General features: G+C 72.4%; 12 protein-coding genes. 4 read left to right on the forward strand and 8 right to left on the reverse strand.

Annotation, left to right across the window (positions count from 1 at the left end; genetic code table 11):
• Position 1: 1 nt before the first annotated feature.
• A complete protein-coding gene (locus ACH4U8_RS25195; RefSeq protein ID WP_395780330.1) occupies positions 2–772 on the forward strand; it encodes a TetR/AcrR family transcriptional regulator in 771 nt (256 codons plus the stop codon).
• Between the two features lie 189 nt (positions 773–961).
• Here the strand turns inward: ACH4U8_RS25195 and ACH4U8_RS25200 are convergent, their stop codons facing one another.
• A complete protein-coding gene (locus tag ACH4U8_RS25200) occupies positions 962–1,402 on the reverse strand; it encodes a MarR family transcriptional regulator (protein ID WP_360313390.1) in 441 nt (146 codons plus the stop codon).
• Positions 1,403–1,562: 160 nt separating this feature from the next.
• Between ACH4U8_RS25200 and ACH4U8_RS25205 the strand changes: the two genes are divergently transcribed.
• Positions 1,563–3,077 (forward strand): MFS transporter, encoded by a 1,515-nt coding sequence (locus ACH4U8_RS25205; RefSeq protein WP_379990202.1) that lies wholly within the window; start codon positions 1,563–1,565, stop codon positions 3,075–3,077.
• Positions 3,078–3,142: 65 nt separating this feature from the next.
• Complete coding sequence (locus ACH4U8_RS25210) at positions 3,143–4,162, forward strand: NADP-dependent oxidoreductase (protein ID WP_360313386.1); 1,020 nt, start codon at positions 3,143–3,145, stop codon at positions 4,160–4,162.
• Between the two features lie 123 nt (positions 4,163–4,285).
• Here ACH4U8_RS25210 and ACH4U8_RS25215 read toward each other — a convergent pair whose 3' ends face one another.
• From ACH4U8_RS25215 to ACH4U8_RS25235, 5 genes are all read right to left on the reverse strand, one after another.
• Entirely contained in the window at positions 4,286–5,743 is a 1,458-nt protein-coding gene (locus ACH4U8_RS25215) for a CHRD domain-containing protein (RefSeq protein WP_395780332.1), read from the reverse strand.
• 194 nt (positions 5,744–5,937) lie between these two features.
• Positions 5,938–6,561 carry a hypothetical protein gene (locus tag ACH4U8_RS25220; RefSeq protein ID WP_379990200.1) on the reverse strand — a complete coding sequence of 208 codons (624 nt, stop codon included), beginning with the start codon at positions 6,559–6,561 and terminating at the stop codon, positions 5,938–5,940.
• Positions 6,562–6,803: 242 nt separating this feature from the next.
• A complete protein-coding gene (locus ACH4U8_RS25225) occupies positions 6,804–8,273 on the reverse strand; it encodes an SDR family NAD(P)-dependent oxidoreductase (protein WP_360313380.1) in 1,470 nt (489 codons plus the stop codon).
• A gap of 187 nt (positions 8,274–8,460) precedes the next feature.
• On the reverse strand, positions 8,461–8,874 hold the full coding sequence (locus ACH4U8_RS25230) for a PPOX class F420-dependent oxidoreductase (RefSeq protein WP_395780334.1): 414 nt from the start codon (positions 8,872–8,874) through the stop codon (positions 8,461–8,463).
• The gene (locus ACH4U8_RS25235) at positions 8,760–9,485 is read right to left on the reverse strand and encodes a YitT family protein (protein ID WP_395780336.1); all 726 of its coding nucleotides are present in this window, start codon (positions 9,483–9,485) and stop codon (positions 8,760–8,762) included. Before ACH4U8_RS25235 ends, ACH4U8_RS25230 begins: the two co-directional genes overlap by 115 nt.
• Before the next feature lie 124 nt (positions 9,486–9,609).
• Between ACH4U8_RS25235 and ACH4U8_RS25240 the strand changes: the two genes are divergently transcribed.
• Positions 9,610–10,080: a MarR family winged helix-turn-helix transcriptional regulator gene (locus ACH4U8_RS25240; RefSeq protein ID WP_360313374.1), complete on the forward strand. Its 471-nt coding sequence runs from the start codon at positions 9,610–9,612 to the stop codon at positions 10,078–10,080.
• A gap of 32 nt (positions 10,081–10,112) precedes the next feature.
• Here ACH4U8_RS25240 and ACH4U8_RS25245 read toward each other — a convergent pair whose 3' ends face one another.
• Both ACH4U8_RS25245 and ACH4U8_RS25250 read right to left on the reverse strand, forming a co-directional pair.
• On the reverse strand, positions 10,113–10,544 hold the full coding sequence (locus ACH4U8_RS25245) for a nuclear transport factor 2 family protein (protein WP_395780338.1): 432 nt from the start codon (positions 10,542–10,544) through the stop codon (positions 10,113–10,115).
• Between the two features lie 869 nt (positions 10,545–11,413).
• Entirely contained in the window at positions 11,414–11,959 is a 546-nt protein-coding gene (locus tag ACH4U8_RS25250) for a GNAT family N-acetyltransferase (RefSeq protein WP_360313368.1), read from the reverse strand.
• Positions 11,960–12,095 lie beyond the last annotated feature (136 nt).

Here is a 12,095-nt window from a genome sequence, read left to right on the forward strand (position 1 = left end):
GATGGCGAGAACGCCGCGGACCGGATCCCCAGGCACCCCCGACCGACCGCCCGCGGACGCGGGCGCCGACGTGCCGGAACTGCCCACCCCGCCGTGGCGGCGCGGCCGGGCCAAGCCGGTGCGCCCGCCGCTGAGTCGGGCGTCGATCGTGCGGGCGGCGCTGGCCGTGCTGGACGAGGGCGGCCTCGAAGCGGTGAGCATGCGGCGGGTCGCCGACGAATTGCAGACCGGACCGGCGTCGTTGTACGTCCACGTGTCGAGCAAGGAGGAACTGCTCGAACTGGTGCTGGACCACGTGCTCGGCGACGTGGTGATCCCGGAGCCGGACCCCGAGCGCTGGCAGGCCCAACTCAAGGAGGTGGTGCTGGACTTCCGGACCGTGTTGGCCGCACACCACGACCTGGGCCGGGCGGTACTGGCGGCGATCCCCTCCGGACCCAACGCGCTGCGGATCAGCGAGGGGCTATTGGCCGTGATGCGCGGCGGCGGTGTCCCCGAACAGGCCAGCGCGTGGGTGCTGGACGTGCTTCAGCTCTACATCTCGGCCGACGTCTACGAGGCGGCGCTGCACCTGTCCCGGTCCGAACACGGGGAGGATCCGATGGCGATGGCCCAGTCCTACCTCGGCGAGGTCATCGAGTCGTTGCCCCCGGACCGATTCCCGACCCTGATCGCCCTGAAGCCGCACATGACCACCGGCGGCCGGTTGGCCCGGGTCGAATTCGGCCTGGACGTCTTCATCCGCGGCCTGGCGGACCTGCCGCACCCGTGACCCCGGCGGCGCCGTCGCCTTGGTCCGCGCCGGGCGGGTGCGGGCGCTCTGTCGGCGTCGATCACCCAGGGCGGCCCCGGCGCAGGCCGAACCCGCAGCGGCGCGGGCAGTACGGTGCGACGACGATGGTGACGCCGTTGGGCAGTTCGACCACGCCGGTGCCCGGCCCGGCGAGGCGACCGATTCCGGTCAGGCGTGCGGAGCCTCCATGGCCGGCCGCAGCCGGGCCAACAGGCGGTACAGCGCGAGGCGTTCCTCTGGGGTGAGGGCGTCGAGGGCGGCGCGGGTGGTCTTCATCTCGCTGCGGATGCGGCGGATCGTGGCGTGGCCCTCGTCGGTGGCCACCACGTTCTTGACCCGGCGGTCGTTCGGGTCGGGCTCGCGGCGGACCAGGCCGCGCGATTCGAGCCGGTCCACGATGCCGGTGACGTTCGAGGCGTCGCACACCAGGCGGTCGGCGAGCCCGCGCATCGGCAGCGGGCGGCGGAGCAGGGACAGCGTCTTGGCCTGCACCGAGGTGAGGCCGTGCCGGCTGACCACGGCGGCGAAGTCGTGGAAGTACGCCGTGCCGACGGCGGCCATGGCGTCCATGATCTCGGCGGTGTCGGGGCGGTCCGCAGTGCTGCTCATGGAGCCAAGTTAACGCAAAAAGGTTGAGGACTTCAACCTTTGAACTTGACGTAGCAATTTCCGACTGTCTACGGTCGGTCCGTCGTATTGCTTGAAGACCTCAACCATCGAGGCTCCCAAGCTTCCCTCCTGCCCCGTCCCCTTCCAGGAAGAGCACCCCGTGAGCCTCACCCCGCCCGGCAAGGGCACCGGTACCGCCGCCGGTGGCGCCACCGCCGACAAGGGACGATCCGGTGCCCCGCTGATCCTCGCCCTGGGTCTGGCCGCCATGGTCGTCGCGATGGCGCAGACCCAGGTCATCCCGATCCTCGGGCTGCTCCAACAGGAGCTGGGCACCACTCCCGCCGGCGTCGGCTGGGTGACCACCGCGACGCTGCTGTCCGCGGCCGTGTTCACCCCGCTGCTCGGCCGCTTCGGCGACCAGCACGGCAAGAAGCCGACCCTGGTCGGCGTGCTGATCGTGATGATCGCCGGCTCCGTGCTGGCGGCGGTCACGTCCTCGCTGCCGCTGCTGATCCTGGGCCGGGTGCTCCAGGGCGCGGCGACCGCGATCTTCCCGCTCGCGTTGTCGATCATTCGCGAGGAGCTCCCGGTGGAGAAGCTGCCCGGTGCGATGTCGCTGATCAGCGGCACCCTCGCGTTCGGCAGCGGCCTCTCGCTGGTGGCCACCGGGCTGCTCACCCGCGGCGACGACCCGAACTACCACCTGGTCTTCTGGTTCTCCGCGATCCTGTCCGCCGTCGCCCTGCTCGCGGTGATCCTGCGGGTGCCGGCCGGGGGCAGCAAGGCGGGCGGCCGGATCGACCTGCTCGGCGCGGCCACCCTCGGCCTGTTCCTGGTGCTGCTGCTCCTGGGCATCTCGCAGGGCCACGAATGGGGTTGGGCGTCCGGCCGGACCATCGGCGCCTTCGTCGGCGCGGTGCTGACGGCGGGTGTGTGGGTCCGAGTCGAGCGCCGGGTCGCCGACCCGCTGGTGGACCTGCGGATGTTCGTGCACCGTCCGGTGCTGCTGACCAACCTGGCCGGTCTGTTCGTCGGCTTTGCCGCGTTCAGCCAATTCATCGGCATCTCCTACCTGGTGCAGATGCCGGAGCGGGTGGCCGGCTACGGATTCACCGCGTCGGTGTTGCGGGCCTCGGTCGAATACCTGCTGCCGGGCGCGCTGATCTCGCTGCTCGCGGCGCCGCTGGGCGGTCTCCTGGTGGGCAGGATCGGTGCCCGCACGACCCTGGCGATCGGCTCGACGGTGGGCATCGCCGGCTTCGCGTGGCTCGCCTTCGGCCATGGCACCTCCGCGTCGGTGATCCTCGCGGGCATGCTCACCGGCATCGCGATCTCCTTCGGGTACGCGGCGATGCCCGCGCTGATCGTGGCCAACGTGCCGCACCACCAGACCGGCATCGCGAACGGCATCAACTCCATCTCGCGCAGCGTCGGCAGCTCGATCGCCAGCGCCGTGATCACCACGCTGCTGGCCTCCGAGTCGGTCCGGGGCCTGCCCGCCGGCGTCCCGCCGATCCCGGCCGAGAGCCGGTTCACGCTCAGCTTCGTGATCGCCGGGGTGATGTTGGTCCTGGTCGTCGGGGTGGCGTTGCTGGGCCTGAAGCGGGTACCCGCCAGGGCCGAACCCGTGGCCGTCCCGGTGCCGCAGGAGCGGCAGCCCGTGGACGCCTGACCCGAGAGCCGCACCGACGCCCCGCCTCCCCACCCACCCTTCACCGACGAGAGAGGCCACCACCGATGACCCCCACCACCAGCCGCGCATGGCACCTGCTGGCCCGCCCCAAGGGCTGGCCGAAGGCGGAGGACTTCGCGCTGCGCGAGGTCGAGATCCCGGAACTCGCCGACGGGCAGATGCTGATCCGCAACCTGTTCCTGTCGGTCGACCCCGCGATGCGCGGCCGGATGAACGACGTCAAGTCGTACACCCCGCCGTTCGAGCTGAACAAACCCATGGACGGCGGCGCGGTCGGCCGGGTCGTGGCCTCCAGGGCTCCCGGTTTCGAGGTCGGCGACGCGGTCCAGCACTGGCTCGGCTGGCGCGAGTACTCGGTGGTCCCGGGCAAGGGCGCGGGCGCGGTCAAGGTCGATCCCGACCTCGCGCCGCTGTCCGCCTACCTGGGCGTCCTGGGCATGCCGGGGATGACCGCGTGGGCGGGCCTGCTCGACGTCGCCTCCTTCAAGCCCGGCGACGCGGTGTTCGTCTCCGGCGCGGCCGGTGCGGTGGGCAGCCAGGTCGGCCAGATCGCCCGGCTCAAGGGCGCCTCGCGGGTGGTCGGCAGCGCGGGTTCGGCGGACAAGGTCGCCTTGCTCGTGGACGAGTACGGCTTCGACGCCGCGTTCGACTACAAGCAGGGTCCGATCGCCGAACAACTCGACAAGGCCGCGCCCGACGGCATCGACGTGTACTTCGACAACGTCGGCGGCGAGCACCTGGAGGCCGCGATCGGCGCGTTGCACACGCACGGGCGGGTCGCGATGTGCGGCGCGATCGCGCAGTACAACGCCACCGAGCCGACCCCGGCGCCGCGCAACCTGGCGCTGTCGATCGGCAAGCGGCTGCGCCTCCAGGGCTTCATCGTGATCGACCACTTCGGCCGCCGCGACGAGTTCCTCGCCGAGGTCGGCGGTTGGCTGCGCGAGGGCAGGCTCAAGTATCGCGAGACGGTGGTCGAGGGCATCGAGAACAACCTCGAAGCGCTCCTGGGCATGCTGCGTGGGGAGAACACCGGGAAGATGGTCGTCGCCCTGCCGGAGTGACACCGCCGCGGCACGGTTGCCGCCGCCGGACATGCCGAGGGACCGCGCGTGGGGTCGGTCGCGCGGTCCCTCGGGTCCTTCGGGTCGGGCGAGTCGTGCGGGTCTTGAGCGGTGCGCCTGCGGTCAGCCGATGAACAGGTAGTCGGCCTGGTAGGGCACCTCGGCGGTGGGCCGGCTCGCCGGGTCGCACGCGCCGGCCGGCGCCACGCCGCCCCGGGTGTTCAGCCGCAACACCTGGGTGGTCGCGGAGAGCAGCCCCTCCGGCTTGCCGGTCCGGGTCGCGTTCAGCACCAGCTCGGGGATGTTGCCGTCACCGTTGGGCAGCTTGCTCGCCACCGCGCCGGTCACCGCGCTGCCGTCCGGAGCGATCCACTGCGGCGGGCCGGCGGTCGGTGTCACGAAGGTGTGCTTGAGACCGCCCTGGAGCTTGGCCGCCACGTCGAGCTGGGTGAACGCGGTGCCGCCGTCCTTGGTGGTGCACTGGTAGATCTGCTTGCCCGCGACCACCGACAGGTTCGCCGCCGGCGGCTTCGGGGTCACCTTCCGGTCCGGTTGCCCGCGCACCGCGCCGCCCGGGAACTCGCCCGTGTGCAGGTTGGTGTAGTAGTTCGCCGGCGTCGCGTCGATCCGCTCGACCACGGCCGGGTCGATCCCCTCCACGGTGCCGGCCAGGCCGGTCACCGACTGCGGCAGGCCGGCCTTCGCCTCGAACAGCGGTGCGACCACGTCACCGTTGGCGCCCGCCGCCCCCCGGTGCAGGTGGCCCAGGGTGGGTGGCGCGACGCCGGTCCAAGCGAACGACCAGTCGATGCAGTTGCCCCACGGCCGGATCGAGGTGTCCGCGCGGCCGTCCGGGTCGCCGGTCTTCCCGCCCGCCGGGTCGGCCACCTCCTGCTTGCCCGTCGCCTCGGCGGGCAGCGTGCCGTTCTTGAGCACGCTGTTCACCTCGACGGGGCGGGTGAGCTCGACCAGTTGGCCGCGGATCGCCCCGCCGGGAAACTCGCCGGTGTGCACGTTGAAGTACACGCTCGCCGGGTCGCTCGTGATCTTCGCCCGCAGCGCGGCGTCGGTGACCTGGACGCTGCCGGTGACCGCGTTCGCGGTGCCGGGCAGGGTCGAGGCGAAGAACGGCACCGCGACCTCGCCGTTGCGGCCCTTGCCGCCCAGGTGCAGGTGGGCCGCGGTGGGCGCGCCGATGCCCTCCCAGCGGATCCCGAAGCTCACCTGGTCGCCCTTGATCCGGACCAGCGCGGTGCCCTTGCCGTCCCGGTCGCCCACCGCGGCGTTGCCGCCGGGCACCTCGTTCGCGCCGGACAGGCCCGCGGCGAAGAAGGTCTCCGCACCGGACGCCGGTTCGGCCGCGCCGGTGGTGGTGTGGTCGGCGGCCGGGACGGTGCCGCCGTGTTCGGCCCCGTGCGCGGTGCCGGGGTTGTCGGCCGGGTCGTTGGCGCCCTTGGCCACGGTGGCCGAATCGGCCTTCCCGGCACCGGACTTGGTGTCCGAGGACGCGCAGCCGGAGACGGCGAAGGCGAGGGCGGTGGCGAGGGCGACGGTGGGCAGCGTGTACTTGCGTGCGGGCATGACGAATCTCCCCGAGGTCATGGTTCGGTGAAGTACGCGTGGGTGGGATCGGCCGGGCCTCGTCCGCGTCGTCGGCGCGGGGGCGCGGGGCCGGTAATGCCGGTGGCAACTCATCGATGATGCCCCGGAGTTGCCGGATCAGTGGTCCTTGGCGAGCGGTGCCGGGGCGGACCGACCGGCACCGCTCGGGTCGGTCAGTATCCGCCGCCGGTCGAGGGCTTGTCGGTCTGCGGCGCCGTGCTCGTGGCCGCACCGGCCTTGCTGCCGTCGGGGGTCACCGCGAACCAAGTGCCGTTGACGCCCTGGCCCTTGGTGTCGCCGGGCTTGGCGTCGGCCGCGAAGCGGTACACCGGCCAGCCGCCGATGGTGACCTGGGTGCTGCCGTCGGTGCGGGTGACACTGCCGACGGCGGACTGGTCGATACCGTTCAAGGTGACGCCGCCGGTGTCGGTCACGGCGGGCCACTTCACGGCGCAGTCGCCGTCGCAGTTCGACTTGGCCGGCTTGGCGGTGTCCTTGTCGAAGCGGTACAGGGTGAAGCCGCTGCCGTCGGTGACGATCGCACCGAGCTTGGCGTCGGTGCCCGCCTTCAGTACGGCCTTGCCCGCCGTGCCGTTCGGGGTCTGGCCGGGCGCGCTCGGCGCGGGCTGGGACGGCTGCGTGGCGGGCGGGGTGGTGTTGCCGGCGGCCTTGCCGTCGTCCTTCGAGTCGCTGCCACAGGCGGACAGCCCCAGCCCGAGCGCGCCGGCGATGGCGACGGCGGCGATGCCGCGGGTGCCGCGGCGGCTGTGGGTGCTGTGGGTGCTGAAAACGGACATGGTGAACCCCCGCAAGATGATCGATGGTTTGGTCGAACGGCGGTACGGGAGGAGGACTTTGGGTCCCCGTTCCCGAGTCGACCGGTTCGCGTGCCGGTCGTTGCGCGTCGACATCCAGCAGTACGGGGGAGGGGTCGCGGAGGGTTCAACGCGGTCCGAAGTTTTTTTCCGCGAACCCGGCCGGAACCCGAACCGGCCCCGGCGAGAAGCTTCGCCGGGGCCGGAACGCGCAGGTGGGCGGCCTACCAGGCGGCCGGTGCGTAGTCCTTGAGGAAGCAGCCGTACAGGTCCTCGCCGGCCTCGCCGCGCACGATCGGGTCGTATACCCGGGCCGCGCCGTCGACCAGGTCGAGCGGCGCGTGGAAGCCCTCGTCGGCGAGCCGCATCTTCTGCGGGTGCGGGCGCTCGTCGGTGATCCAGCCGGTGTCCACGGCCGTCATCAGGATGCCGTCGGAGAGCATCTCCTCGGCGCTGGTGCGGGTCAGCATGTTCAGCGCGGCCTTGGCCATGTTGGTGTGCGGGTGGCCGGGGCCCTTGTAGCCGCGGCTGAACTGGCCTTCCATCGCGGACACGTTGACCACGTACTTGCGCCGTGCCGAGGCCGCGGCCATCGCCGGACGCAGCCGGCTGACCAGGACGAACGGCGCGGTCACGTTGCACAGTTGCACTTCGAGCAGTTCGACCGGGTCCACCTCGTGCACCCGCTGCGTCCAACTGTTCACCGGGTCCAGGTCGGGTACCAGGCCGCCCGCGTCGATCGCGGTGCCGGTCTCGATCCGGGCCGGCGAGGCCGATCCGCTGGTGAGCGCGAGCGCGGTGAGCGCCTGTGGGGTCAGTGCCTGTTCCTCCGCGCGGGACTGGCCGGGCAACAACACGTGACCGCTGCCGCCGATGTGGCCGAACGAGACCATCTCCGGCAACTCGCCGGCCGGGAGCGGGGCGGCCTCGGCGGCGGCCAGTGCCGCGTACGCCTGCGGGGTCCGACGCACCGTCTGCGCGGCGTTGTTGATCAGGATGTCCAACGGCCCGGCCTCGGCCACCGAGTCGGCCAGCGCGACCACCTGGGCCGGGTCGCGCAGGTCTATCCCGGCGATCTTGAGGCGGTGCAGCCAGTCCGCGCTGTCCGGCATCGCGGCGAACCGGCGGATCGCGTCGTTGGGGAAGCGGGTGGTGATCGTGGTGTGCGCGCCGTCGCGGAGCAGGCGCAACGCGATGTACATGCCGATCTTGGCCCGACCGCCGGTGAGCAGGGCGCGGCGCCCGGTCAGGTCGGTGCGCTGGTCGCGGCGGGCCCGGTTTTCGGCGGCGCACTCGGGACACAGCTGGTGGTAGAACGCGTCCACCTCGCGGTAGCGCTTCTTGCAGATGTAGCAGGCCCGGGCGCGTTCGAGCACGCCGGCGATCTCGGTCGTGGTGACCGTGGTCAACGCGATGCCGAGCGTCTCGTCGTCGATCCGCCCGGGGGCGCCGGTCGCGGTGGCGGCGGTGACCGCCTCGTCGTTGGCGATCACCCGGTCCCGGCGCTCCTTGCGGCGGCGTTCCTTGACGCTCTTGTAGATGGCGGCCGTGGCCCGGCGGATCCGCACCGCGTCCGGGTGCTCGACGTCCAGGTCCTCGACCTCGGCGAGCACGCTCAGACACAGCTCCATACGCACGGGGTCGATGCCTGCCCGCACGCTCGTGTCCGCCTGAATGTCGCTACTCGCTGTCATCGTCGTTGCCGTTTCCTGTATTCGCCGCCACCACGAAACCCCGGCGAAACTCTACGTCGTGCGGGGACCTGGACCAATTCCCGCACCGGCCCGCCCGGGTGCTCCCGGGCCCGGCCGCCGCCCGTCACGCACCGCCACGGCATCGGTGCGAGGGGTTCGCGGCGGCCCGCCGGACCGGCGCCCTCGCTCAGGTGCGGGACCAGCCGTAGGTGCGCTCGACGGTGATCCGGATGACGACCCGGTGTTCGGCGGCCATCACGGCGCGGTATTCGGTCCAGTCCGGGTGTTCGCCGACGATCCGGCGGTAGACCTCGACCAGTTCGTCGGCCGCGGTGTCGTCGGGGGCCCGGCAGGGCGCGCCGATCTCGGCGCGGCCCTCGGCGACCAGGTAGCCGGCGTAGTCGGGCGCGGTGACCAGGAAGCTCGCGCGCGGGTCGCGGGCGAGGTTGCGGGTCTTGGCGCGGTCGGTGGTGGCCGAGATGCGAATCAGCCGCAGGTCCGGCTCCCAGAGGTAGGAGACCGGGGAGAGCTGGGGGCGGCCGTCCCGCTTGAGGGTGGTGAGGACGCCGCGTCGATCGGTGCCGAGGAGTTCCGTGTCCATGTCGGGTGGCTCGCTTCCGGTTTGGGGGGCAGGGTCAGGCGGGGCAGGAACCAGTGGGCCAGCGGGCCGATGGTGAGGGTGAACACGACCGTGCCGACGCCGACCGTCCCGCCCAGCAGCACCCCCGCCACCAGCACGCTCGCCTCGATCACCGTGCGGCCCACCCGGATCGAGTGGCCCCGGGCGGCCCATCCGGTCATCAGCCCGTCGCGCGGCCCCGGGCCCAGACCCGCGCCGATGTACAGGCCGGTGGCGATCGCGGTCACCACGACGCCCGCGAGCAACAGCCCGGTCCGCAGCGGCAGGCCCGTCGGCGTCGGCAGCAGCCACAACAACGCGTCCACCACCAGGCCGACCAGCACGACGTTGGCGATCGTGCCGATCCCCGGTCGCTGCCGCAGCGGGATCCAGAGCAGCAACACCAGGACGGCGGTGCCGATCACGATTCGTCCGAACGGCAGCCCGGTGCGCTCCGCGACGCCCTCGTGCAGCACGTTCCAGGCGTCCAGCCCCAGCTTCGCCCGCACCATCAGCGCGATGCCGACGCCGAACAGGGCCAGGCCCAGGAACAGCCGGATCAACCGATTCGGCAGGCGATCGGGCACGCTCACGAGGTACCGGCCTTCCCGGCCGCACCGTCGGCGTGGACGTCGGGCCGAACGGAGTGGTTGATGTGTCATGTAAATCGTCGCGGGCAGGTATATGACATGTCAAGTAGCTGCTAGATTGGCGGCCATGGCCGGTATCGAGGAGACGCCCTGGCTCGACCCGGGGCAGCAGCGCGCGTGGCGGGGATACCGCCGCCTGCGGCTGCTCGTGGACACCCGGGTGGCCCGAGATCTGGCCGTCGACTCGGGCCTGTCGGATCCCGACTACGACGTGTTGTCCGAACTCTCCGAGGCGAGCGGGCACCGGCGCAGACTGGGCGAGTTGGCCGAGCGCATGTTGTGGTCGCAGAGCCGGATGTCGCATCACGTCAAGCGCATGCAGCAGCGCGGCCTGGTCCGCCGCGAGGAGTGCGCGCGGGACGGGCGCGGTGCCGAGATCGTGTTGACCGCCGAGGGGTTGCGGGTGATCGAGGAGGCCGCGCCCCGGCACGTCGCCTCGGTCCGGCGGAACCTGATCGACCTGCTCACGCCGGACCAGATCGCGCTGCTGGAACAGATCGCCGACACCGTGGTCGAGCACCTGGAGGCCCGCCCGTGACCCGCGCCCGCCGGCGGGCGCGGGCGAAGCCGTCAGGCGCCCTGCGCGTAGCCCTTGGCGACGTGTTCGAGCCACCACTGCGGCGCGGCGTTCATCAGCGTGCCGAAGTCCCAGTAGTCGTGCCAGCGCACGATCTTCCCGTCCCGGAACTCGTGGATCGACACGAACGGCAGGATCACCTGCTCGCCGCTCTCCCAGTGCCACTCCTCGGCGTGCTCGGTGACCACCAGGTCGCCTTCCGCGACGGTGCTGCGGTGGTGATGGATGTAGCCGGTGAGCATCTCCAGGCCCAACCGCAACCGCGCCTCGATCGCGGCCGGCCCGGTCGCGCCGGGACCGGGCGCGGCGACGTCCGTGTAGTGGCCGTCGTCGGCGAAACAGGCCGCGACCTTGGCGAAGTCGCGGGCGTACAGGTCCTGCCAGAACTGCTCGATCAGCCGCTTGTTCGCGGTCGCGTCACTCATGGCGCGCACCCTACGCACGCACGCCGAAACTAAACAGAGGCAAGCTTCTCCGTGCCGCCGCGCCGTGCCACGACGCGCCCGAGCTCGGGTACGCCACACCCCGGCCGCCGTCGGTTCCGGGCGCCGCCCGCGGAACCCCCCCCCCCCCCCCCCCCCCCCCCCCCCCCCCCCCCCGCCCCCCCCCCCCCCCCCCCCCCCCCCCGCCGCGCCGCCCCCCCCCCCCCCCGGCCCGCGGGGGGGGGGGGGGGGGGCGCGGGGGGGCCCCCCCCCCGGCGCCCGGAACCGGTCGACCACCTCCTCCGGATCCACCGCCGTGCCCCGTCGCAGCACCGGCCACCTCGGCCGGGCCGCGCAGGTCCAGCGCGAGTTCGCGCACCGGCGCCGCGCCGGCCCGCTCGTCACCGCGCCCGCGGTTGTCCGCCTGGGCCCCCAGATGGAACGGCTCGGGCAGACCGAGCCGCCGGGCCAACTCCGAAGCGAACAATCGCGGCTCGCGCAAGGTGCCAGGCCGGCCCATCAGTTCGGCCGGCGAACACCACAACACCTGGGCCAACGCCAGGAGTTGTGGCTCATCCGGGCGGTCGGTGCCGGCTTCCCAGGCCGCGACGTCGGTGGCCGTGACCCGGGTCCGGAACGCCGCCATCGCCTCGGCTACCCGCGCGAAGGGCGGCCTCGGCGCGCGACGTTGCCGGCCGGCCGCCCGGGGCGAACGGCGGATGGTCCGCGAATCCCGGAAGTGACCGCACGCGCACAGGCCGGGGCGGTGCGCACCGGGTACGAATCGGTGTGATCACCCCACGGCGCTGCCGGCATGTGTGCTCGGATCGGGAGGATCCTCCGACGCCCGTGCCGGTGTGCGCGGCACCGGGTCAGCGCCGATCGAGCAGCATTACCGTGAGCAGCGGCGCGTCCGGCCAGGCCGGACGCAGATCGCCGAGCACCCGATAGCCCCACCGCTCGTAGAGCGCGAGCACCCTCGGGTGGGTCGGATCCACCAGCAGGGTCACCCGCTGTTCGGTACGGGCCGCCAGCAGCGTGTCGTGAATGGCGCGGGCCGCACCCGAACCGCGCCACGGTTCGCGAACCATCAGCTCGTTGAGCGCGAACGTGCGCCGGCCGTCCTCCTCGATGTCCACCGCGGGCACCGGCTCGGTCAATCCGACCCACCAGCGCGCACCGGCCCGGAGCGGGTAGCCGAACGCGTAGCCGACCGGGATGTCCCGGCTCCAGCCCACGACGCACTCGAAGCCCGGCGCGGCGGCGTAACCGGCCAGCCGCCGCGCGAAGTTGTGCACCGACTGGAAGGGGCGGTCCAGATCCGCCGCGTACACCTCGGCGTAGATGTCGAGCAGCACCTGCCGGATCTCGTCGAGGTCGCCGCCTCGGTGATGGGTCCGCTCGATGTCGGTTGCCACGCGTCCTCCAGACAGAGGTGATCGGCCCCCCGGGCGGATCTTCCCCGCGCCGCGCGTCCCCCACGCACCGCCGTCCTGATGAACCGTCAACGACCTTGCACAGCAAGGAAATACTCGACGCGGACCGGGCCCGCGT

It is taken from the genome of Embleya sp. NPDC020886 (genome assembly GCF_044333915.1).
Classification (GTDB): domain Bacteria; phylum Actinomycetota; class Actinomycetes; order Streptomycetales; family Streptomycetaceae; genus Embleya.

What these genes read in the sequence shown, in the direction of transcription:
- ACH4U8_RS25195 (WP_395780330.1), top strand. Translation starts at nt 2, where the DNA reads ATGGCGAGAACGCCGCGGACCGGATCCCCAGGCACCCCCGACCGACCG.
- ACH4U8_RS25200 (WP_360313390.1), bottom strand. Translation starts at nt 1,402, where the DNA reads ATGAGCAGCACTGCGGACCGCCCCGACACCGCCGAGATCATGGACGCC.
- ACH4U8_RS25210 (WP_360313386.1), top strand. Translation starts at nt 3,143, where the DNA reads ATGACCCCCACCACCAGCCGCGCATGGCACCTGCTGGCCCGCCCCAAG.
- ACH4U8_RS25215 (WP_395780332.1), bottom strand. Translation starts at nt 5,743, where the DNA reads ATGCCCGCACGCAAGTACACGCTGCCCACCGTCGCCCTCGCCACCGCC.
- ACH4U8_RS25220 (WP_379990200.1), bottom strand. Translation starts at nt 6,561, where the DNA reads ATGTCCGTTTTCAGCACCCACAGCACCCACAGCCGCCGCGGCACCCGC.
- ACH4U8_RS25225 (WP_360313380.1), bottom strand. Translation starts at nt 8,273, where the DNA reads ATGACAGCGAGTAGCGACATTCAGGCGGACACGAGCGTGCGGGCAGGC.
- ACH4U8_RS25230 (WP_395780334.1), bottom strand. Translation starts at nt 8,874, where the DNA reads ATGGACACGGAACTCCTCGGCACCGATCGACGCGGCGTCCTCACCACC.
- ACH4U8_RS25240 (WP_360313374.1), top strand. Translation starts at nt 9,610, where the DNA reads ATGGCCGGTATCGAGGAGACGCCCTGGCTCGACCCGGGGCAGCAGCGC.
- ACH4U8_RS25245 (WP_395780338.1), bottom strand. Translation starts at nt 10,544, where the DNA reads ATGAGTGACGCGACCGCGAACAAGCGGCTGATCGAGCAGTTCTGGCAG.